Raw genomic sequence first — 21783 nt, 5'->3', positions numbered from 1 at the left:
GGATCGCCGCGGCCCGCCTTGTCGAAGAGTCCGGCATGATGTGAGCTACGGACTCGGCGCGGCTGCGTCGAGGGTCAATTTGCGGTACTCTAGGAAGGTTGCGGCTAGCCTGCCGGCGAATCGGTCTGCCGCAACGTCGTCACCCAGATCACGCGCGATGGCTGCTGGGTCGGGTTGTCGAACATGTGCGGCACGATGCTCGGAAAACGAAAGCTGTCGCCCGCTTCCAGCAGATGGGCCTGGTTGTCGAGCCACAGCCGCAGACTGCCGGACAGGATGTAGCCGGCCTTCTCGCCGTTGTGCTGCAAGAAATCCGTGCCGGAGGAGGCGCCGGGATTGAGCGTGAGCTCGTACAGTTCGAGCTGGCCCCCGCCTTCCGGCGTCAGCGCCTCCTTGACGACGCCGCTGGCGGTGAGCCGCAGCAGGCGCCGGCTGCTCTTGCGCACGATGTAGCGCTGCAAATCGGCGGGATCGCTGGTTTCGAAGAAGTAGGAGATCGGCACCTCGAGCGCGATGCTGAGCAGGCGCAGCGTTCGGATCGATGGCATGGCGCGTGCACGTTCGAGCTGGCTGATCATGCCGTTGGAGAGGCCGGTCTTGGTGGCGACGTCCTGGATCGAAAGGCCGGCGCGCTGGCGCAGCAGGCGCACCGTTTCGCCCAGGCGCTGGTCGTTCGCCTCGTCGGCCTCGATCGTCGGGGCGTCCTTCGGAGCGTTGGTATCGCCGCGACCATCCATGCCGCTCTCCCATGCATCATCATGGCCCGGACCGGATCGGTCCAAGGCTTCAGTCGGAGTGAAAACGTCGCGCATCCTAGCAATGTGATTGACAGCTGTATTTAGTCATGATGAACTTTTGAAGCAATAATTTAGAAGCACTAAAAGCCCACTCCTGTCCCTTTGCCGGGGTTTCGGGGGCGCGGGAGACGGTGCCGCGTGCGACAACGGAGAGTGGTCATGGCAGACGACACCGGCAGGTTCGGCGTTGGGGCACTGCATCTCGGCATTCCGAATCGCCGACAATTCTTCCAGCTCGGCGCCGGCGCCGCGGCAGGATGGAGCCTTTCAGGCAACGCGTTCGCGCAGACCGATCGTCCGTCAAATCCGCCGGACAAGCCGCGCGGGCAGGTGATTGCCGCGCTGTCGCAGGAGCCGACCGTCTTTCATCCGCTGATGCCAGGCATCGAGGTCGACCAGGGCATCTGGTGGCAGGTGTTCTCGCCGCTCTGGTTCATCGAACCCGACGGCAAGTTCGTTCCAGATTTGGCGCGTGAGGTCCCGACCGTCGAGAATGGTGGCCTGTCGGCCGACGGCCTGACCTGGAAGATCAAGCTGCGCAGCGACGTGAAGTGGCACGACGGCGCGCCGTTCACGGCCGAGGATGTCAAGTTCTCGCTCGAGCTGATCAACAATCCTGATTTTCGTGCGCGCAGCCGCGTCGGCCATAGCCTCGTCAAGGACATCAAGGTTGTCGCCCCCGACGAGATCCATTGGCGGATGGAAGCTGCCTATTCGCCCTACATGTCGATCCTGGCTGCGCTGACCTTCATCGTGCCCAAGCACATTCTGGAGAAGGTGACCGATCCGAACGCCTCGCCGTTCCACAACGCGCCGGTCGGGACCGGGCCGTTCCGCTGGGGTGAGCGCGTGCCGGGCGACCATATCCAGCTGAATGCGAATCCCGCCTATCACGGCAAGGGACCCTACCTCGAACGCGTGGTCTTCAAATACATCCCGGACCTCACCGTTCTCTACACGCAGTTCCGCACCGGCCAGGTCGATTACACCGGGCTGCAGGGCATCCTGCCGAACTTCGTGCAGGAAGCGAAGACGCTGAAGGGGCGCAAGATCTTCGTTTCCTCGACGTCCTCGGTCGAGCACATCGCGCCCAATCTGGAATTCGGGCCGCTCGCCGACCGCACGGTGCGCGAAGCCCTGTATTTCGCCATCAACAAGCAGGCGATCATCGATGCGCTCAACTACGGCCTGCCGAGTCTGACCGAAAGCTTCGTGCCGCAGCAGGCCTGGTCGTTCCAGCAAGGCCTTCCGCAACACAAATACGATCCGGCCAAGGCCAACGCGCTGCTTGATGCCGCCGGATGGGTTCGCGGCTCCAGCGGTGTGCGTGAAAAAGGCGGCGTGAAGCTCGAGTTCACCAATTCGACGACATCAGGCAATGCCGTGCGTGAGCAAACCCAGCAGCTCCTGATCCAGGACTGGCGCGCGATCGGCGCGGCAATGCGCGTCAACAACATGCCGGCGGCCGTGATCTGGGGCGACTTCTGGCAGCAGTCGAAATTCAATTCGGTGCTGGTCAGCGTAAACTTCATGCTGGGCAGCGACCCCGATGTGACACCGCGCTTCGGCTCAGGCGCGACGCCCGCCAAGGGTGGCCGTGGCTACAATACCTATCAGTACAAGAGCGCCGAGGCCGACCGTCTTCTTGCCGAGGGCGCTAGGCAGTTCGATCTCACGCAACGCAGGACCACGTATGGCGAGCTGCAAAAACTGATCCGCAACGACCTTGCGATCCTGCCGCTGTTCCAGGGCTTCATCGCCGAGGGCGTCAAGGAAGGGCTGCAGGGCTTCCGTCCCAACATCAACACCTCCATCAACTGCTGGAACATCCGCGAATGGTACTGGGCCTGATGTCTCAGGCGCGGCGGATCGCCTGAGATGGTTCGTTACGTCGCCAATCGCCTGGCACAGGCGATCATGCTGCTCGTGATCGTCTCCGCGATCGGCTTCGCCATCCTGCATCTGGCGCCGGGCGGCCCGCTGTCGCAATTCGCGGCTTCGGCCCAGATGACGCAGGAGGACCTCGACCGTGTGACGAAGCAGCTCGGGCTCGATCGCCCGCTGCCGATCCAGTATCTCGACTGGTTCGGCCGCATGCTCAAGGGCGACTGGGGCAAGTCCTATCGCGACGGCGAACAGGTGCTGACGGTGATCTCCTCGCATCTCGGCGCCACGCTGGAACTGATGGCGACGGCAACCATCATCGCGGTGCTGCTCGGTTGCTGGATCGGCATACTCGGTGCGCTGCGCCGCTATTCGCTGTTCGACACGCTCGCCACCGTCGGTGCCATGGTTGCGCTCTCGATTCCGACCTTCTGGTTCGGCCTCGTCACCATCTACCTGTTCTCCGTCAAGCTCGGCTGGCTGCCGGCCGGCAACCGCGAGACCGTCGGCGATGGCTCCCTCCTCGACCTCCTGCATCATCTGATCGCGCCGGCGCTGGTGCTGGCGCTGGTCGAGACCGCGATGTGGGGCCGCTTCATGCGCTCCTCCATGCTCGAGGTGATCAACCAGGATTACATCCGCACCGCGCGTGCCAAGGGCATGCCGGAATGGCGCATCCTCACCGTGCATGCGCTGCGCAACGCGCTGCTGCCGATGATCACGGTGGCCGGCCTGCAGTTTCCGACGTTGCTCGGCGGCGCGCTGGTCGCCGAAACCGTGTTCACCTGGCCCGGCATGGGCCGCCTGTTCCTCGATTCCATCGGGTATCGCGACTATCCCGTGGTGATGGGCATCCTGATGTTCTCGGCGACCATGGTGTTGATCGGCTCGCTGCTCGCCGACATCCTCTATGCCGTCGTCGATCCGCGCATCCGGGTGGGCTGAAGCGATGACGACCGCGGCCCTCTCCACCGTTCCGCTCGCGCCCGGCCAGGCCGCCTGGCGGCGATTCCGCCGGCATCGGCTCGCGCTCGCAGGTGCGGTGATCATCCTGGTGCTCATCCTCGGCTCGGCGCTCGGCCCCTTTCTGCTGCCGTTCGACGACACCTATATCGACATCATGAAGCGGTTCGCGCCGCCGCTGTCGGGCGCGCATATTCTCGGCACGGACGAGCTTGGCCGCGACGTGCTGGCGCGGCTGATGATGGGTGGGCGCGTGTCGCTCTCGATCGGCATCGTCGCGATGGTGATCGCGATGGCGGTGGGTATCGCCGTCGGCGCCTTCGCCGGCTTCTATGGCGGCGTCGTCGGCGCGGTCCTGATGCGGCTCGTCGATGCCGTGCTGTGTTTTCCGACGATTTTTCTGCTGCTCGCGCTGGCGGCGCTCACCGAGCCCGGCCTCGTCACCACGACCGTGCTGATCGCGGCCACCGCCTGGATGGCGGTCGCTCGCGTCGTCGAGGCCCAGGTCCGCTCGCTGCGTGAGCGCGAATTCGCGGTCGCCGCACTCGCCTTCGGCTCGTCGAACCTGCGCATCATGTTCCGCGAACTCGTGCCGAACGCAATTGCGCCGATCGTGGTCGCGGCTACACTCAACGTGGCGAAGGCGATCCTGCTCGAATCCTATGTCAGCTATCTCGGCTACGGCATCCAGCCGCCGGCCGCGAGCTGGGGCAATATGCTCAACAACGCCCAGATCTATCTCACCAGCGCGCCGTGGCTCGCGATCGCGCCGGGCCTCGCCATCACGCTGGCGGTGACCAGCTTCAACTTCCTCGGCGACGGCCTGCGCGACGCGCTCGATCCGCGCATGAACATTCCATGATCTGCAAACTCATGACGAGCCAGAGCTCGATCGAACCGAAGTCCAGACTGACGTTAAGGAGTGTCTCATGTCCCCGCCGCTCAACCGTATCAACAGCGATGAACGCCTGCCGACGCAGGTGGATGTCGTCGTCATCGGCGGCGGCGTGATCGGTGTCTCCGCGGCCTATCATCTGGCGAAGAAGGGCCAGTCCGTCGCGCTGATCGAGAAGGGCCATGTCGGTGGCGAGCAGTCCAGCCGCAACTGGGGCTGGTGCCGCCAGCAAGGGCGCGCGCGCGAGGAAATTCCGCTGGCGCGCGAGGCGCTGCGGCTGTGGGAGGACATGCAGAACGACGCCGGTGTCGATGCCGGCTTCCGCCGTACCGGCGTGCTGTTCCTGACCAAGAGCAAGGACGAGCTCGCGAGCTGGGAGCGCTGGGCCGCCATGGCGCGCGAGGAACAGGTTCATTCCACCGTCCTGACGCCGGCCGAGGTCGCCGAGCGCATGCCCGGCAATACCGATGAGTGGGTTGGCGGCCTGCACACGCCGAGCGACGGGCGCGCCGAGCCGTCGATGGCCGTGCCCGCGCTAGCAACCGCCGCGCGAAAGCACGGCGTCACCATCCATCAAGGCTGCGCCGCGCGCGGACTGGAGACATCAGGCGGGCGCGTCAGCGCGGTCGTTACCGAGAAGGGCACCATTCGGACCCAATCCGTGCTGCTGTCGGGCGGCGCGTGGTCGTCGCTATTCTGCCGCCGCCATGGCATCGAGCTGCCGATCGGCCTCGTCAACGCCACCGCGTGCCGGACCACGCCGGGACCGGAGATCACCGCGGGCGCGCTCGGCACCGATTTCTACTGCATCCGCCGCCGCCTCGACGGCGGTTTCACGTTGGCGCTGCGCAACCGCGGCACCGTCGAGCTGTCGCCCGACCTGTTCCGATACGCAAGCACCTTCTGGCCGACCTATCTGCATCGCCGCAACGGATTGAAGATGTCGTTCGGTAAGTCGTTCTTCGACCAGATCGTGCGCGGCACCAGCTGGAGTCTCGACAAGCCGTCGCCGTTCGAGACCGAGCGCGTGCGCGATCCTGCCCCCGACATGTCGCTGGTCAATTCGGCGCTGGCCGCACTGATCAAGGCGAACCCTGAATTGAAGGACATCGAGATCGCGGAAGCGTGGGGCGGCACCATCGACTGCACGCCCGACACCATTCCGGTGATCTCGCCGGTCGACGCCTTGCCCGGCTTCTTCCTGGCGACCGGCTTCTCCGGTCACGGCTTCGGCATCGGTCCCGCGGCCGGCAAGCTCGCCGCCGACATCGTGACCGGCTCGACGCCGCTGGTCGATCCCGAGCCTTACAGCCACAAGCGCATGATCGACGGCCGCCGGCTCGCGCCGGTCAGCCCGTTCTGAGGGCGCCTGCGGCATGACGGTTCTCTACAAGGCCAACATGGTTCGCGGCGCGGAGTGGGCGACCTTCTTCGCCGAGCGCGCGCCCGACCTGCCGTTTCGGCTCTGGCCCGACATCGGCGATCCGGCCGAAATCCGTTATCTCGTGGCGTGGGTGCCGCCTGATGACATCGCGACGACCTTTCCCAATCTCGAGCTGGTCTTCTCGGTTGGCGCCGGCGTCGATCAGTTCGATGCCACGAAGGTTCCGACGCACATTCCACTCGTGCGCATGCTGGAGCCGGGTATTGCCGAGACCATGGTCGAGTACGTCACCATGTCCGTGCTCGCCCTGCATCGTGATCTCCTGCACTTCATGGCCCAGCAGAAGCAGCAGGTCTGGCGCGAGATCCGGATCACGCCGGCGAAGCGGCGGCGCGTCGGTGTGATGGGGCTCGGCCAACTCGGCCAGGCCGCGCTCGAGCGCCTCAAAGCGTTCGAGTTCCCGCTGCTCGGCTGGAACCGTTCGCCGCGCGAGATCGAAGGCGTCACCTGTTACGCGGGCGCGGACGCCTTGGCGGAATTCCTCGCGCAAGCCGACATCCTCGTCTGCCTGCTGCCGCTGACCGACGAAACGCGCGGCATCCTCAACGCCGATCTGTTCGCGCGCCTGCCGCGCGGGGCTTCGCTGGTCAATGTCGGGCGCGGCCCGCATCTGGTCGAAGCCGATGTCCTCGCGGCCCTCGACAGCGGCGCGCTGTCCGGTGCCATCCTCGACGTCACCGATCCCGAGCCGCTGCCCACGGGCCATCCGTTCTGGAGCCATCCCCGCATCCTGCTGACGCCGCACAACGCCAGCATGACCACGCCGGACACGGCCGTCGACTACGTGCTCGACGTCATCGCGCGTCACCGCCGCGGCGAGGAGCTGCCGGGGCGTGTCGATCGCAGCCGTGGTTATTGAGGGGACGATGGTGATGGTAACATCGGTGCAGCCACGGACTCGGTGCACCTCTCCCGCATGCGGGAGAGGTCGGCGCGCAGCGCCGGGTGAGGGTTCTTTCCTCTGGGGGATGTCCCGTTGTGGAGACACCCTCTCCCCAACCCTCCCCGCAAGCGGGGGAGGGGCGCACCTTGCGTGGGGCGAGCATCGGAGCGCGCGCATGAGTACAGGTGTCGCCAAAGCCGATCCGGCTATCGCGCCCGTGCTGTCGGTTGCCGGGCTCGTCACCTCCTTCATGATCGAGCGGCGATGGATTCCCGTTGTCCGCAACGTGTCTTTCGACGTCGCGCCCGGCGAGACAGTGGCTATCGTCGGAGAGTCTGGCTCCGGCAAGAGTGTCACGGCACTCTCGATCATGCGCCTCATCCCGAAGGACATTGGCCGCGTGGAGGGCCGCGTCACGCTCGCCGGCCGCGATCTGCTGTCGCTGCCCGAAGCTGGTATGACCGACATCCGCGGCAACGACGTCGCCATGATCTTCCAGGAGCCGATGACGAGCCTCAATCCGGTGCTCACCATCGGCTTCCAGATCGCCGAAGCGCTGATCCAGCATCGCGGCCTGTCGCGGGCGGCGGCGGAAGCGGAGACCATCCGCCTGCTCGATCGTGTCCGCATCCCGGCGGCCAAGTCGCGCTTTCACGAGCATCCGCACCGCTTCTCCGGCGGTATGCGCCAGCGCGTGATGATCGCGATGGCGCTGGCCTGCAAGCCCAAGCTCCTGATCGCGGACGAGCCGACCACGGCGCTCGACGTCACCATCCAGGCCCAGATCCTGGAACTGCTGAAAGAGCTTCAGCAGGAGGAAGGGATGTCGATCCTCTTCATCACCCACGACATGGGCGTGGTCGCCGAGATCGCGGACCGGACCGTGGTGATGTATGGCGGGCAGGCGGTGGAGACGGATGCGACCTCGCGCATCTTCGCGGCGCCCTCGCATCCCTACACGCGTTCGCTGCTCGCGGCCGTGCCGCGCCTCGGCTCGATGGGCGGACATTCGCGGCCGATGCGGTTTCCGATCGTCGACAAGGTGACGGGGACGTCGGACGAGCCGACCGAGACACCGGATACGGTCTCGATCGCCGAACGGCCGCTGCTCGAAGTCTCCAATCTCACCACGCGCTTCCCGATCCGCTCGGGATTGTTCGGAAAAGTCTCGGGCCGGGTGCACGCGGTCGAGAACATCTCCTTCACCTTGCGCGCCGGCGAGACGCTGGCGCTGGTCGGAGAATCCGGCTGCGGCAAGTCGACCACGGGCCGCTCCATCCTCAAGCTGATCGAACCGGACAGCGGGACGGTTCTGATCGACGGCCAGGATGTGCTCGCAATGACCGGTCACACCTTGCGCGATTACCGCAAGCGGATGCAGATCGTGTTCCAGGATCCGTTCGCGAGCCTCAATCCACGCATGTCGGTGGGGACGGCGATCGCCGCGCCCTTGCTTGCCAACGGGCTCGCAACGGCGTCGCAGGCGCGCGACAAGGTCGCCGACCTGCTCGTGCGTGTGGGTCTCACCGCCGACATGGCCGCGCGCTTCCCGCACGAATTCTCCGGCGGCCAGCGCCAGCGCATCTGCATCGCGCGGGCGCTCGCGCTCGGACCGAAGCTCATCGTCGCGGACGAAGCGGTCTCCGCGCTCGACGTCTCGGTCAAGGCGCAGGTCGTCAATCTCATGCTCGACCTTCAGGCCAGCATGGGCCTCGCCTATCTCTTCATCTCCCACGACATCGCGGTGGTCGAACGCATGAGCCATCGCGTCGCGGTGATGTATCTCGGCGAGATCGTCGAGACCGGCCCGCGTGCGGCATTGTTCGGCAATCCGCAGCATCCCTACACCAAGAAGCTGATGGCCGCCGTGCCGGTGCCTGATCCGTCACGCCGCGCCACCAAGCGCGAGGTCGCGAACGACGAGATCAGAAGCCCGGTGCGCGCACCGGACTATCAGCCGCCGGTGCGGCAATATCGCGAAGTGTCGCCCGGCCATGTCGTCCAGGTCTGGGGCGAGGAGTGGTCGGCCTAAAGACCGTTCACGAATTGACGTGAACGAAATCCCGCAGCAGCGGATAGATCTCGTTATTCCAGCGCTTGCCGGAGAACACGCCGTAATGGCCGACGCCGGCCTGCATGTGGTGGACGCGGCGATAGGCGCGCACGCCGGTGCAGAGGTCCTGTGCCGCGAGCGTCTGGCCGATCGAGCAGATGTCGTCCTTCTCGCCTTCCACCGTCATCAGGCCCATGCGGCCGACGGCCTTGGTGTCGACCGGGCGTCCGCGGTGCATCAGCTTGCCCTGCGGCAGCAGATGCTCCTGGAACACGTCGCGCACGGTCTCGATGTAGAATTCCGCCGGCAGGTCCATCACTGCGAAATATTCGTCGTAGAAGGTCTTGATGGTCGCGGCCTTCTCCTTCTCGCCCTTCGCGAGGTGGTTGGCGAGATCCATGTGCTGCTTGATGTGGCGCTCGAGATTCATCGAGACGAACGCGGTGAGCTGGACGAAGCCGGGATAGACTTTCCGCAGCGCGCCGCGGCACTGCACCGGCACGTAGTTGATCAGGTTCTGCTCGAACCAGTCGATCGGCCTGCTCTTGGCGAACTCGTTGACCCTGGTCGGCTGGATGCGCGTGTCGATCGGGCCCGCCATCAGCGTCAGCGTCGCCGGGCGCGACGGATGATTGCCCTCGCACATGATCGCGGCGGCCGCGAGCGCCGAGACCGACGGCTGGCAGATCGCCACCATATGGGGGCGCGGGCCGAGCTGGCCCAGGAAGTCGATCAGATGCTCGGTGTAGTCTTCGAGCCCGAAGCGGCCCTCGCTGAGGGGAATGTCGCGCGGATTGTGCCAGTCGGTGATGTAGACGTCGTGGTCCTGCAGCAGCGTCTTCGCGGTGCCGCGCAGCAGCGTTGCGAAATGGCCGGACATCGGCGCCACCAGCAGCATGCGCGGCTGCTCGCCGACGCCTTCCTTCTTGAAATGCAGCAGCGAACCGAACGGGGTGGCGTAGGCGATTTCCTCGGTGACCGCGACTTCGCGGTTACCCACCATCACGCTGTCGATGCCGTAGGCCGGGCGGTGATAGGTGAGGGTGGAGCGCGAGATCATCTCCAGCGCGGCCGAGAGACGGCCGAACACCTGATCCGATGTCCCCTGGGGCACCAGATTGAGGAATCTGAGCGCGGACGAGGCTCCCGCACGAAACGGCGCCGTCAAATCCATGTGGTTCTGAAACGCCTGATAATTCATCGACATCATTCTGAAACGCCCGTTTGTCCCGTGCTGCTATGCAATATCGAAGCCAAACAAGAGTCAAATCGCCCGGAAAACTGGCACGTCGCTTGCTGCTCTTTTAGTGGGAAGCACAGTGCATGGGCACGCCGCGAGCCGGGCAGGGTGCCAGTATCAGGCGTGAGGGAAGGGCCATATGGCGAAGGCGACACTGACCATCAGCAGCAAGAACTACTCGTCATGGTCGCTGCGTGGCTGGCTGCTGACGAAATTTTCCGGGCTCGATTTCGAGGAGATCGTGACCGCACCGGACGATGCGTCGGCACGCGCCGAGATCCTGCTGCTGTCGTCGTCGATCCTGGTGCCGTGCCTGCGGCACGACGGCGCCACGGTCTGGGATACGCTGGCGATCGGCGAATATCTCAACGAGGCGATGCCGGATGCCGGGCTGCTGCCCACGGACCGCGTCCAGCGCGCCCATTGCCGCTCGATCTGCGGCGAAATCCATTCCGGCTTCACCACGCTGCGCGCCTCGTTGCCGGTCAATCTGAAGGGGCACTTCCCCGGCTTCAAGATCTGGTCGCGCGCGCAGGCCGACATCGACCGGGTCTGGGCGATCTGGCGCGATTGCCTGGAGAAGTCCGGCGGCCCGTTCCTGTTCGGCGATAAGCGCACCATGGCGGATGCGATGTACGCGCCCGTGGTGACGCGCTTCGTGACCTATGACGTCAAGCTCGAGCCGAAGTTGAAGGCCTATGCCGACACCATCATGGCCATGCCGGAGATGAAGGAATGGATCGCGGCAGCCAAGGAAGAGCCGGCCGAGATCGAGGAGCTTGAGGTCGAATATTAGGCAGCCAGGCGCCGCCCTGCCTGTTTCCGTGGCGAGGGCCTGAGCCGCCAACTCCGTGGCTACCTCAATGAAGTTGTTAACGTTTGGCGCCAGTCACTGGAGCTGGCCTGCGTCTGCGCCGTGCAGATGTTGTGTACGCGCGTAGGCCGTTTGCGACATCTAGCCGTGAACAACCGGGAACAGGCTAATTCGGCTGATTCGGACGTGATTCGTTCGGGCCGCGTTCCGAAGGTTAAGGCGGCGCGCGGCCCCGTTGCATTTTGGAACAGAATGCGCCGTCAGGCGACGCCCGAATGCTTCACCCGCGGGACGCGCCAGCCGATGACGGTGGCTTCCACCGCGACGCCGGCCGCGTGATTCTGCCAGCGGCCCTCGACATAACGGCAGGCGAACGGCAGTTGATACGTTCCGCTGTGATCCTCGCACAGCACCTCGACCGGCAGGCCAGGTGGCGGTTCTCCGGCACCATCGAATTCCGCCAGACGTCTGTCGCGCGTAGCCATCGCAAAAATCTCCCCTAATCAAAGTCGCGGAAAAGAGCGCCCAATTCTTCCGCGCACGGTTTGCTGCTCCCCGTCCAAGGGAACACGCCAAGCTCAACGCGAGAATGCGGTACGAGTGTGGTAGCCTCCGGCGACGGCGCGCAAAAAGCGCACATTGCCGTGATCGATTTGGGAGAGGAACCTGCATGCTGCTTCGAAGCGCCGGCGTTTGTGTCGTGATGTTGCTGCCCGCCACGCTGGCGACCGCGCAGGACGTGCCCGGCATCGAGATCTGCACCGTCGAGAAGACGATGGAGCGGCGCACGAGCTGCCTGCAGAGCAACGTCGATTTCCTCCAGAAGACGATCGGCAAGCTCACCCTCGATCATCAGCAGAAGCTGGATGCTGCCAATCGCCAGATCGACGCATTGAAGACTGTCGTCGCGGGCTTGCAGAAGACCGTGAGCGATCTCCAGGCCGCGCAGGTGAAGATCGCGGAGGATGTGAAGAAGAAGCAGGACGCCCCGTCGCCGAAGGATGCGGCAAAATAGGCAGCAATCACGCGACGCGATAGCGCTCCATCACGCCGCGATCGGGCTCGTAGCCGAGCCCCGGTCCTGTCGGCACCGCGACATGGCCGGTGGCATCGACATCGGCCCGGCCGCCCCAGAGACAGGCTTCGCGCTTGAGATAGAACATCTCGACAAGCCCGTCATCCCGCCCCGCCAGCAGATGAAGCGTCGCGAGCAGGCCGGGGCCGAAATACGGGGAATGCGGGACGATCTTGACGCCGAGCTGATCGGCAAGCGATGCAACCTTCAGAAACTCCGTGATACCGCCGACCTTGATCACCGACGGCTGGGCGTGGCTCACCGCCCCGGCGTTCATCATCTGGCGGAATTGATATTCCGTGCAGGCGTTCTCGCCGGCGGCGATGCCGAGCCCGCCCTTGCTGCGGACCTCGGCGAGCGCAGTGAAATCTTCCGGCGGCCAGACCGGCTCCTCCAGAAACATCGGCTGCGCGTCCTTGCACGCTTTGGCGAACACGATCGCCTGCTCGCCCGTCAACGGGCAATTCATGTCGACCATCAGCGGAATGTCGGGGCCGATCGCCTCGCGTGCGGCAAATATCGCAGGTGTCGTGGTCTCATGCAGCTTGATCGCGCCATAGCCGAGCGCCATGGCCTTTCTGCATTCGCCGGCGATGTTCTCCGGTGAGCCGATCCGCAGCAGGCTCGCATAGGCGGGAATATTCGAACGTCTGGTCTCGCCAAGCAGGCGATGCAGCGGCACGCCCTCGATCTTCGCAGCCAGATCCCACAGCGCGATGTCGAGGCCGGAGATCGCGAACATGGTGATGCCGTAGCGGCCGAACAGGTGCAGATTGCGCTGGATCTGCTCCATGGCCGCGGGGATGCCGGCGGCGTCAGGCACCTTCAGCCCGCGGGCTTGCGGCGCGATCATTTCCTCGACGGCGCTGCGCGTGGTGCGGGGGCAGACATAGGCGAAGGCATCCCCCAGCCCGTCAGTCCGGCATCGGTCGTGACCTCGACAAGCACCATGTCGAGCGCGGAGATCGCGGACGCGCCCTGGCGAAAGCTCGCGACACCGGCGTCATAGGGAATGCGGATATGGTGCGCCCGCACATCGGTGATTTCCATGACGCGGTTCCTCTTTCTCGTGAGCGGTTTCGCCGAGTGTAGCCGCGAATACGAGGGCGTTGCCAGTAGGGGGTGGCGCAACGCTGGCATACCTGCCCGCTTGCTTGGCAAGGCGGACCTGTTTTGTCATAACCGCAGGCAAATCTTGCGTGCGGGCCCATGCCGGACATCCCGCGCAAGCCATAACAAGCAGCCGGGAGGGTCTTCATGTCCAACGTTCGCGTTCTCGCCACCGACCTCGAATTTCCAGAAGGGCCGGTCGTGATGCCGGACGGCTCGGTGGTGCTGGTGGAAATCCGCGGCCAGCGCCTGACCCGAATCTATCCCGACGGCCGCAAGGAGATCGTCGCCAAGGTGCCGGGCGGCCCGAACGGCGCAGCCCTCGGTCCCGACGGCAAGATCTATCTCTGCAACAATGGCGGCTTCTCCTGGATTCCGACCCGCAACATGATCATGCCGGGCCCGCAGCCCGACGACTATCTCGGCGGCTCGATCCAGCGCGTCGATCTGCAATCCGGCAAGGTCGAGACCGTCGTGACCAAATGCGGCGAGCACGACCTGCGCGGGCCGAATGATCTGGTGTTCGACAAGCACGGCGGCCTCTGGTTCTCCGATCTCGGCAAGCGTCGCGCCCGCGAGATGGACGTCGGCGGCATGTATTACCTCAAGCCCGGCATGACGGAGATCGTCGAGGTCGTGCACGGCATATTGCCGGCGAACGGTATCGGGCTGTCGCCGGACGAGAATACGGTCTACATCGCGGAGACGCCGACGGGCCGGCTCTGGGCCTACGAGCTCTCGGCGCCGGGCACGCTGAAGCCGCGCGACGTGATCTATCGCGGCGAGCGGGGCAAGCCGATCTGCGGCCTCGGCGGCTACCAGATGTTCGACTCGCTCGCGGTCGAAGCAGGCGGCAATGTCTGCGTCGCCACGCTCGTCTCCGGCTGCATCTCGGTGATCGCGCCTGACGGTACGCTGGTCGAGCAGGTCCCGACCGGCGACCGCGTCACCACCAACATCGCCTTCGGCGGCCCCGACCTGAAAACCGCCTACATCACCCTGTCGGGCAAGGGCGAACTGATCGCCATGGACTGGCCGCGCGGTGGATTGCCGTTGAATTTCCTGAACAAGTAAGCCAAGCCGTCATTGCGAGGAGCGAAGCGACGAAGCAATCCAGACCGCCTCGGCGACAAGAGTCGGGATTGCTTCGCTTCGTTCGCAATGACGAAGGAGAGACTTCAAATGCCCTGGCCTGATCCCATCACCCTGCGTGGACAGCACGCCCGTCTCGAGCCGCTGTCGCAGCAGCACCGCGAGGGGCTGGTGGAGGCCGTGAAGGATGGCGAGATCTACAAGATCTGGTACACCCTGATCCCGACGCCGGAGAACGTGGCCAAGGAGATCGACCGCCGACTGGGCCTGCAGGCCGCGGGCTCGATGCTGCCGTTCACCGTGTTCGACGCCGGCGGCAAGATCGTCGGTCAGACCACCTACATGAACATCGATGCCGCCAACCGGCGCGTCGAGATCGGCTCGACCTGGTACGGCAAGAGCGCGCAGCGCGGCCCGCTCAACACGCAGTGCAAGCTGCTGCTGCTCACCCATGCTTTCGAGACCCTGGACTGCATCGCGGTGGAATTCCGCACACACTTCTTCAATCACCAGAGCCGCAATGCGATCGAGCGCCTGGGCGCCAAGCAGGACGGCATCCTGCGCAGCCACCAGGTCGCGCCGAACGGCACGCTGCGCGACACGGTCGTTTACAGCATCACCGCCGCCGAATGGCCGACGGTGCGGACGCATTTGAATTATCAACTCAACGAGAAACCGCGCTGAGCGGCGGCCGAGGCACCATGGACAGATTTGATTATGTGATCGTCGGCGCGGGCTCGGCCGGTTGTGTGCTCACCAGCCGGCTGAGCGAAGATCCGGGCACCAGCGTCTGCGTGCTGGAAGCGGGCCCGAGCGACTGGCATCCCTACATCCATCTGCCGGCGGGCTTCATCAAGACCTTCCACATGAAGAGCATCAACTGGGCCTACCAGCAGGAGCCGGGGCCCTGGACCGGCGGGCGCAGCATCTATGCGCCGCGCGGCAAGACGCTCGGCGGCTCGTCCTCGATCAACGGCCACATCTACAACCGCGGCCAGCGGATGGATTTCGATACCTGGGCGCAGATGGGCAATCGCGGCTGGGGCTATGCCGACGTGCTGCCCTACTTCAGGCGGCTGGAGAAGCGGGTCGGCGAGGGCGACAACACCTTCCGCGGTCGCGACGGCAATCTCACGGTCACGACGATGGACTGGCGCGATCCGCTCTGCGAAGCCTTCATGGAAGGCGCGGTGACCCTCGGCATTCCCCGTAATCCCGATTACAACGGCGCCATACAAGAGGGCGTCTCCTACTGCCAGCGCACCATCGACAAGGGCCTGCGCGTCTCCGGTTCGACCGCGTTCCTCAAGCCCGCGATGAAGCGGCCCAACGTGCATGTGCACACCCACGCGCACGCGACCGAGATCATCTTCGAGGGCAAGCGCGCCGTCGGTGTGCGCTACACCAGGGGTGGCAAGGGCGGCACACCGGTCGAGGTTCGTGCCAACAAGGAAGTCATCCTCTCCGGCGGCACCTATAATTCGCCGCAACTGCTGCAGCTCTCCGGCATCGGCTCGCCCGATCTGCTGCAACAGCACGGCATCGCCGTGCGTCATGCGCTCCCCGTCGGCGAGGGCCTGCAGGACCATTACGCCCCCGCACGGTGGCGCGCGTGAAAGACATCAAGACCATCAACGAGCTCCGTCGCGGCGTCTCGCTGTGGATCGAGGCGCTGAAATGGGCCACCGCGCGCAAAGGCCTGCTCTCGCTGTCGCCGACCATGGTCTATTGCTTCTGGCATTCCGGCGAGAGCGCCGACTCGTCCGACTTGCAGCTCACCTTCACGCCGGCAAGCTACAAGGAGGGCGTGCAGGGCCAGCTCGAGGACGAGCCCGGCATGACCGTCGCGTCCTGGCAGCAGCGCCCCGAGAGCCGCGGCTATGTCCGCATCCGCTCATCTGATCCGTTCGCGCCGCCGATTATCCAGACCAACTATCTCGACGCGGAGCTCGACCGCCGTGTCATCGTCGGCGGTATGAAGCTCGCGCGCAGGCTTTTGAAGAGCGCGCCGCTGTCGCCCTATTATGCCTATGAGGATTTCCCGGGGCCGAACATCAACACCGACGACGAATTCCTCGCCGCCGCCACCGAACGCGGCACCACCACCTTCCACCCCGGCTGCACCTGCCGCATGGGCCCGGCGGATTCGAGCTGGGCGGTCGTCGACGACCAGCTCCGCGTCCACGGCCTCGAAGGCCTCCGCGTCATCGATGCCTCCGTGATGCCGCGCATGATCTCGGCGAACCTCAACGCCTCCACCATGATGATCGCCGACCGCGCCTCGGATCTCATCCGCGGCAAGCAGCCAATGGAGGCCGCGCGCATTCCGGATGCCGTGATGGCGTGAGGCACTGCTGCGTAGGGTGGGCAAAGGCGCGAGGCGCCGTGCCCACCGTCGCTCCGCGGTTGCGATAAAAGTGGTGGGCACGCTTTCGCTTTGCCCACCCTACGAGGGTACGGCTCGCGCGTCCCGTCGGGCAAAACATCCCGTCAATCCCTCCCCGCAAAAATATTCCACTTTACCGAAATTCGGAATTACGGCATACATCCACGCAGCCCGGCCCACGAAGAGGGGCGGTTCGCGAGTCGTTCGAAACGCGGGCCGGGTTGCGGTGGACGCGGCAGCGTCGTGTGCGAGAGGCGCGGGCAGGGCGGGTAGTCCCTGTGAGCCCGAAGCTTCGTGCGGACGAGCGGCGCTGATGCGTACGGCAAAACCGTGTGGTCCTGGCCGTCGTTGCTACGGTCAAGCTGTCGCGGAGGTGTGTGCGAGCCCAACCGGGCGGACGGCATCGTCAATTCGCGGGGTGAGGGAGGCCAGAAGGAAAGTTCGGCTCCCGGGAGATCACGGCATAAGCCGTCCGACCATCGCGCAGGGAAGGCCGTGTGTTTGGCTTCACCTGTATGCCGCTGTGCAGTTTTTCTGCGTGTGCTTTCGCACGGCGGACCGTGGGTGCCAGCCGGCACCCGGCCTTCCCTGCGCCCTCTTTCTTTTGGGGCGATGGAGAGAGCAAAGCTCGGGCGACATGCGCCGCGAGGCTGCGAAGGTGTGCCCGCGAGTTGGAATGCGCGTGGGAGTAACGTCGATGCCCCTGCTCCGTCATTGCGAGCGTAGCGAAGCAATCCAGCCTGTCACCGCGGAGGGATTCTGGATTGCTTCGCTGCGCTCGCAATGACGAGGGAGAGAGTGGCGTGCTAATCTATCACCGTCGCCCTGAGGTGGCCGCTTCTTTAGCGGCCCTCGAAGGGCAACGGCCCGGCTGCATCGTGGCCCTCCATCCTTCGAGGCTCCCCATGGGACGCGTTGCGTCCCATGTCTCGCACCTCAGGATGACGGGAGAGATAGTGGTTCTACACTTCCCGTCGGCTCAAAAATGCCAGCCGCTCGAACAGATGCACGTCCTGCTCGTTCTTGAGCAGCGCGCCGTGCAGCGGCGGGATCAGCTTGCGCGGGTCGCGTTCGCGCAGCTGCTCGACGCTCATGTCTTCGTTGAGCAACAGCTTCAGCCAGTCCAGAAGCTCGGACGTCGACGGCTTCTTCTTCAGACCGGGCACCTCGCGCACCTCGAAGAAGATGCGCAGCGCTTCTTCCACCAGGCGCTTCTTGATGCCGGGGAAGTGGACGTCGACGATGCGGCCCATCGTGTCGGCGTCGGGGAACTTGATATAGTGGAAGAAGCAGCGGCGCAGGAACGCGTCCGGCAGCTCCTTCTCGTTGTTGGAGGTGATCATCATGATCGGGCGCTGCTTCGCCTTGATGGTCTCGCCGGTCTCGTAGACATGGAATTCCATGCGGTCGAGCTCGAGCAGGAGATCGTTCGGGAATTCGATGTCGGCCTTGTCGATCTCGTCGATCAGCAGCACCGGGCGCTGCTCGGCGGCGAAGGCCTCCCACAGCTTGCCGCGCTTGATGTAGTTCTTGATGTCCGAGACCCTGGCATCGCCGAGCTGGCTGTCGCGCAGGCGCGACACCGCGTCGTATTCATACAGGCCCTGCTGCGCCTTGGTGGTGGACTTGATGTGCCAGGTCAAAAGCGGCGCGTTCAGCGCCTTCGCCACTTCCTCGGCCAGCACCGTCTTGCCGGTGCCGGGCTCGCCCTTGATGAGCAGCGGGCGCTCCAGCACGATCGAGGCATTGACGGCGACCTTGAGATCGTCGGTCGCAACATAGTCCTTGGTGCCGGTAAATTTCATCGCGCGTCCTTGTTGGTCGTCGTCCCAGGTTGGGCCCTGGTCGCGACATGGGAACGGCCGCGCATGGCGGCCGTTCCTGGTTCGGTCAGGCTTTCAGACCCGTTTTATCAGCGAAAGGATCACGAGCACAATCACTGCGCCGATCGTGGCATCCACGATGGCGCCCACCGTTCCGGTGGCGAGCCCGATGTGCAGCTGAGGCAGCACATAGCTCGCAACGAGGGCACCGATGATGCCGACCACGATGTTGCCGACCAGCCCAAATCCCGCCCCATGGACAATCTTGCCGGCAAGCCAGCCTGCGATCGCGCCGATGATGAGCGCTGCGAGAATTCCCATTGCAAACGTCCCCAGAACAACCCCGTGAGATGGTCAATTCTAGAGCAAAAGCCGGCCGGTCCAGCGTTCCGCGGGGGCCTGCGCCCCTTGACGTTCGTCCCCCGACGGGCAATCTGTCACCCATGTTCCTGCAATTCTTCACCTCTCTGCGCGATGCGCAGGTCCCCGTGACGCTGCGCGAATACCTCACGCTGATGGAGGCGCTCGACGCCGACCTTGCGGACTATTCGGTCGAGAATTTCTACTATCTGTCCCGCACCTCGCTGGTGAAGGACGAGCGCAATCTCGACAAGTTCGACCGGGTCTTCGGCACCGTGTTCAAGGGGCTGGAAAGCCTGCTCGACGCCATGGAGAAGGCCGAGATCCCCGAGGAGTGGCTGAAAAAGCTCGCCGAGAAGTACCTGTCCGAGGAAGAGAAGAAGCAGATCGAGGCCATGGGCTGGGACAAGCTCATGGAGACGCTGAAGAAGCGCCTCGAAGAGCAGAAGGGCCGTCACCAGGGCGGCTCGAAGTGGATCGGCACGGCCGGCACCTCGCCGTTCGGCGCCCACGGCTACAATCCCGAAGGCGTCCGCATCGGCCAGGACAAGAACCGCAACAACCGCGCCGTGAAGGTGTGGGACAAGCGCGAGTTCAAGGATTTGGACGGCAATGTCGAACTCGGCATCCGCAACATCAAGGTGGCACTGCGTCGCCTGCGCAAGTTCGCGCGCACCGGCGCGCCCGACGAACTCGATCTCGACACCACCATTCGCGAGACCGCCAATCACGGCTATCTCGACGTGCACATGCGCCCCGAGCGGCGCAATGCGGTGAAGCTCTTGGTGTTCTTCGACATCGGCGGCTCGATGGACGCGCATATCGAGCAGGTCGAGGAGCTGTTCTCGGCGGCGAAGAGCGAGTTCAAGCACATGGAATATTTCTACTTCCACAACTGCCTCTATGAAGGCGTGTGGAAGCAGAACAAGCGCCGCTTCACCGACCGCACCCCGACCTGGGACGTGCTGCACAAATACCCGCACGACTACAAGATCGTGTTCGTCGGCGACGCCTCGATGAGCCCCTACGAGATCATGGTGCCCGGCGGCTCGGTCGAGCATGTCAACGAGGAGCCCGGCTCGGTCTGGCTCGACCGCATCATCCGCACCTATCCGCATGCGGTGTGGCTCAACCCGGTTGCCCAGAAGCACTGGGACTATTCGGAATCGACCACGATCATCAAACGCATCTTCGCGAACCGCATGTTCCCGATCACGATCGAAGGTCTCGAAGGTGCAATGCGGGAGTTGGTTCGCTAAATTGTTTCGTGTTCACCAACCTTATTGGTTTTTTGCTTCGAGGAAATCGGAAGCGACCCTAATGGCGAAAGCCAAAAAGCAGAAGAGCCGGAAGATTCCGCCGTCGAGTACTTCGGCAGTTCCCGTTCGATCGCAAACCGATTCGGAGGTCGATGAAGGGCGAACTCAAGTTGGCGGTGAAGGGGAGGAGATAGAAAAATATGTCGCAGAACTCAGGACAAGTATCCGAAGGGGAGCTCGTCGGACCTCAAAGCGATTCCGTCTATGATTTCTTGTATTGCGATACTCGCCGCATCGGCTCTTTTCTTTCCCAATTTGACGATGCAGGGCATCTTGAGAAGGTAGTACAACGAGAGGGCGTTACCAAAAATGCAAAGAGGGGCTTTGCTGTCAATGTTGGCGGCGGTGCGAGCCTTTTGGGAACGGGTGGTAATGGAAGTTTGGGTTTCAACGTCACGCCCGATATCGGCGGCACCGAAGCTAGTGAGCGCGTTTACGATCCACTTTGGGCCAACGCGCTAACCCTATTAGACTTCTTACATGACCGAAATTTACTGCAGCGTCATCTCGCCCGCACCGGCATAGGCCAGTTTGTTTTGACCGTTGGAGCTTTATCGATAGTAGATCTTTCGATAATGAAATCTATTCTGTCAAACGATCTGTTAAAGCGGTCGCTTCTGAGCCAGGCCCTTCCTAGTCAAGAAGTTGGAAATCGCGCAGAACGACGAGCAAGGCCAAATCGTCAGCCCGCGTCGCCTCCGTCTGAAATGGAGCTGGGCATAGAGCTAATTTCGAATTATCCTATGACTGTTCAATCGACGATTAAGACCGCGCAAGGGGACTCGGTATGGTGCACTCTCAAGAGTGAGTGTATGGTTGTGAGTTCGGGAGATCTATTGCTTCAACACGGCGTCGAGCTGATTGGCGAATGGAACTTGGTTGGCATCTTGGATGCAAAACCCAATGAAGAATCAACAGCAGTGCAGGATTCGAACGGTTTCAATCCAATGCTGGCGGCACTCAGTCTATTGGCACCCGCTGTTAGGCAAGTGATGGGGCGACCAAATGCGATGTTCGGAATAACACCGCTGATGATATTTCGATCGGTGTCTGGCTAGTCTCGATTCTGAATCGCGTTGCTTTAAGGCGGAACGATAATGCCCCAAAACATCACTCGCGGCATCAAGGCGCTGATCGACGAGGCCAATGCCGAGATCGAGACGCTCACCGCCAAGGACGCCATCGAGATCTCGAAAAACGGCGATGTCGTTATCGTCGATATCCGCGACCCCCGCGAGATCGAGCGCGACGGCCGCATTCCCGGCGCCTTCGCCTGCACCCGCGGCATGCTCGAATTCTGGATCGATCCGCAGAGCCCGTATGCCAAGCCGGTTTTCCAGGAAGACAAGAAGTTCGTGTTCCACTGCGCCGGCGGTCTGCGCTCCGCGCTCGCGGCCAAGACCGCAAAGGACATGGGCCTCAAGCCCGTCGCCCACATCGGCGGCGGCTACGCCGCCTGGCGCGACGCCGGCGGACCGACGGAGCAGTGGGAGCCGAAGAAGAAGGGCTGAGGGGGTGCTTCGCTCTCGCTCCCATCTCCGGTGTCATTCCCCGCGAAGGCGGGGAATCCAGTACGCCGCGGCCTCTCGGCTCAATCACGACCGCCTCTGAATACTGGATCGTCCGGCTCGAGCCGGGCGATGAC

18 protein-coding genes and 2 pseudogenes are annotated in these 21783 nt (G+C 63.9%); 14 read left to right on the top strand and 6 right to left on the bottom strand.

Going from position 1 to position 21783, the window contains the following annotated elements; translation table 11 throughout:
* Positions 1-104: 104 nt before the first annotated feature.
* On the bottom strand, positions 105-737 hold the full coding sequence (locus tag ACQ86E_RS07150) for a helix-turn-helix domain-containing protein (RefSeq protein ID WP_431204815.1): 633 nt from the start codon (positions 735-737) through the stop codon (positions 105-107).
* 219 nt (positions 738-956) lie between these two features.
* On the opposite strand from ACQ86E_RS07150, the gene ACQ86E_RS07145 reads away from it, so the two are divergent.
* The 6 genes from ACQ86E_RS07145 to ACQ86E_RS07120 all read left to right on the top strand — a co-directional run bounded on the left by ACQ86E_RS07145 (position 957) and on the right by ACQ86E_RS07120 (position 8898).
* Entirely contained in the window at positions 957-2648 is a 1692-nt protein-coding gene (locus ACQ86E_RS07145; RefSeq protein WP_431204814.1) for a peptide ABC transporter substrate-binding protein, read from the top strand.
* 27 nt (positions 2649-2675) lie between these two features.
* The gene (locus ACQ86E_RS07140) at positions 2676-3626 is read left to right on the top strand and encodes an ABC transporter permease (RefSeq protein ID WP_431204813.1); all 951 of its coding nucleotides are present in this window, start codon (positions 2676-2678) and stop codon (positions 3624-3626) included.
* 4 nt (positions 3627-3630) lie between these two features.
* On the top strand, positions 3631-4506 hold the full coding sequence (locus ACQ86E_RS07135; RefSeq protein ID WP_431204812.1) for an ABC transporter permease: 876 nt from the start codon (positions 3631-3633) through the stop codon (positions 4504-4506).
* Between the two features lie 67 nt (positions 4507-4573).
* Complete coding sequence (locus ACQ86E_RS07130; protein ID WP_431204811.1) at positions 4574-5902, top strand: NAD(P)/FAD-dependent oxidoreductase; 1329 nt, start codon at positions 4574-4576, stop codon at positions 5900-5902.
* 13 nt (positions 5903-5915) lie between these two features.
* A complete protein-coding gene (locus tag ACQ86E_RS07125) occupies positions 5916-6842 on the top strand; it encodes a 2-hydroxyacid dehydrogenase (protein WP_431204810.1) in 927 nt (308 codons plus the stop codon).
* Positions 6843-7041: 199 nt separating this feature from the next.
* Entirely contained in the window at positions 7042-8898 is a 1857-nt protein-coding gene (locus ACQ86E_RS07120; protein WP_431204809.1) for a dipeptide ABC transporter ATP-binding protein, read from the top strand.
* Positions 8899-8905: 7 nt separating this feature from the next.
* Here the strand turns inward: ACQ86E_RS07120 and ACQ86E_RS07115 are convergent, their stop codons facing one another.
* Complete coding sequence (locus ACQ86E_RS07115) at positions 8906-10129, bottom strand: polyhydroxyalkanoate depolymerase (protein ID WP_431204808.1); 1224 nt, start codon at positions 10127-10129, stop codon at positions 8906-8908.
* A 169-nt stretch (positions 10130-10298) separates the two neighbouring features.
* Between ACQ86E_RS07115 and ACQ86E_RS07110 the strand changes: the two genes are divergently transcribed.
* Positions 10299-10955 carry a glutathione S-transferase family protein gene (locus ACQ86E_RS07110; RefSeq protein ID WP_431204807.1) on the top strand — a complete coding sequence of 219 codons (657 nt, stop codon included), beginning with the start codon at positions 10299-10301 and terminating at the stop codon, positions 10953-10955.
* Positions 10956-11233: 278 nt separating this feature from the next.
* Here ACQ86E_RS07110 and ACQ86E_RS07105 read toward each other — a convergent pair whose 3' ends face one another.
* Complete coding sequence (locus ACQ86E_RS07105; RefSeq protein WP_431204806.1) at positions 11234-11458, bottom strand: hypothetical protein; 225 nt, start codon at positions 11456-11458, stop codon at positions 11234-11236.
* 185 nt (positions 11459-11643) lie between these two features.
* Between ACQ86E_RS07105 and ACQ86E_RS07100 the strand changes: the two genes are divergently transcribed.
* Positions 11644-11988 carry a hypothetical protein gene (locus ACQ86E_RS07100; protein ID WP_431204805.1) on the top strand — a complete coding sequence of 115 codons (345 nt, stop codon included), beginning with the start codon at positions 11644-11646 and terminating at the stop codon, positions 11986-11988.
* A 7-nt stretch (positions 11989-11995) separates the two neighbouring features.
* Here ACQ86E_RS07100 and ACQ86E_RS07095 read toward each other — a convergent pair.
* A pseudogene (locus ACQ86E_RS07095) lies at positions 11996-13098 on the bottom strand (mandelate racemase/muconate lactonizing enzyme family protein).
* A gap of 207 nt (positions 13099-13305) precedes the next feature.
* Between ACQ86E_RS07095 and ACQ86E_RS07090 the strand changes: the two are divergent.
* From ACQ86E_RS07090 to ACQ86E_RS07080, 3 genes and pseudogenes are all read left to right on the top strand, one after another.
* Positions 13306-14232 (top strand): SMP-30/gluconolactonase/LRE family protein, encoded by a 927-nt coding sequence (locus ACQ86E_RS07090; protein ID WP_431204804.1) that lies wholly within the window; start codon positions 13306-13308, stop codon positions 14230-14232.
* Between the two features lie 108 nt (positions 14233-14340).
* Positions 14341-14934 (top strand): GNAT family N-acetyltransferase, encoded by a 594-nt coding sequence (locus ACQ86E_RS07085; RefSeq protein ID WP_015684158.1) that lies wholly within the window; start codon positions 14341-14343, stop codon positions 14932-14934.
* Between the two features lie 17 nt (positions 14935-14951).
* Positions 14952-16597 (top strand): annotated as a pseudogene (locus ACQ86E_RS07080) (GMC family oxidoreductase).
* Positions 16598-17598: 1001 nt separating this feature from the next.
* On the opposite strand, the gene ACQ86E_RS07075 reads toward ACQ86E_RS07080, so the two are convergent.
* Together ACQ86E_RS07075 and ACQ86E_RS07070 are read right to left on the bottom strand one after the other, a co-directional pair.
* The gene (locus ACQ86E_RS07075; RefSeq protein WP_106948590.1) at positions 17599-18441 is read right to left on the bottom strand and encodes an AAA family ATPase; all 843 of its coding nucleotides are present in this window, start codon (positions 18439-18441) and stop codon (positions 17599-17601) included.
* Between the two features lie 93 nt (positions 18442-18534).
* The gene (locus ACQ86E_RS07070) at positions 18535-18780 is read right to left on the bottom strand and encodes a GlsB/YeaQ/YmgE family stress response membrane protein (RefSeq protein ID WP_015684163.1); all 246 of its coding nucleotides are present in this window, start codon (positions 18778-18780) and stop codon (positions 18535-18537) included.
* A gap of 122 nt (positions 18781-18902) precedes the next feature.
* Here ACQ86E_RS07070 and ACQ86E_RS07065 point away from each other — a divergent pair, with 122 nt between their 5' ends.
* The 3 genes from ACQ86E_RS07065 to ACQ86E_RS07055 all read left to right on the top strand — a co-directional run bounded on the left by ACQ86E_RS07065 (position 18903) and on the right by ACQ86E_RS07055 (position 21649).
* Positions 18903-20078: a vWA domain-containing protein gene (locus ACQ86E_RS07065; RefSeq protein WP_431204803.1), complete on the top strand. Its 1176-nt coding sequence runs from the start codon at positions 18903-18905 to the stop codon at positions 20076-20078.
* Positions 20079-20278: 200 nt separating this feature from the next.
* Positions 20279-21196 (top strand): hypothetical protein, encoded by a 918-nt coding sequence (locus ACQ86E_RS07060; protein ID WP_431204802.1) that lies wholly within the window; start codon positions 20279-20281, stop codon positions 21194-21196.
* Between the two features lie 39 nt (positions 21197-21235).
* Complete coding sequence (locus tag ACQ86E_RS07055; protein WP_431204801.1) at positions 21236-21649, top strand: rhodanese-like domain-containing protein; 414 nt, start codon at positions 21236-21238, stop codon at positions 21647-21649.
* Positions 21650-21783 lie beyond the last annotated feature (134 nt).

The organism is Bradyrhizobium betae (assembly GCF_050632175.1).
Classification (GTDB): domain Bacteria; phylum Pseudomonadota; class Alphaproteobacteria; order Rhizobiales; family Xanthobacteraceae; genus Bradyrhizobium; species Bradyrhizobium betae_B.
This window is presented reverse-complemented; position numbering and strand designations above follow the sequence as displayed.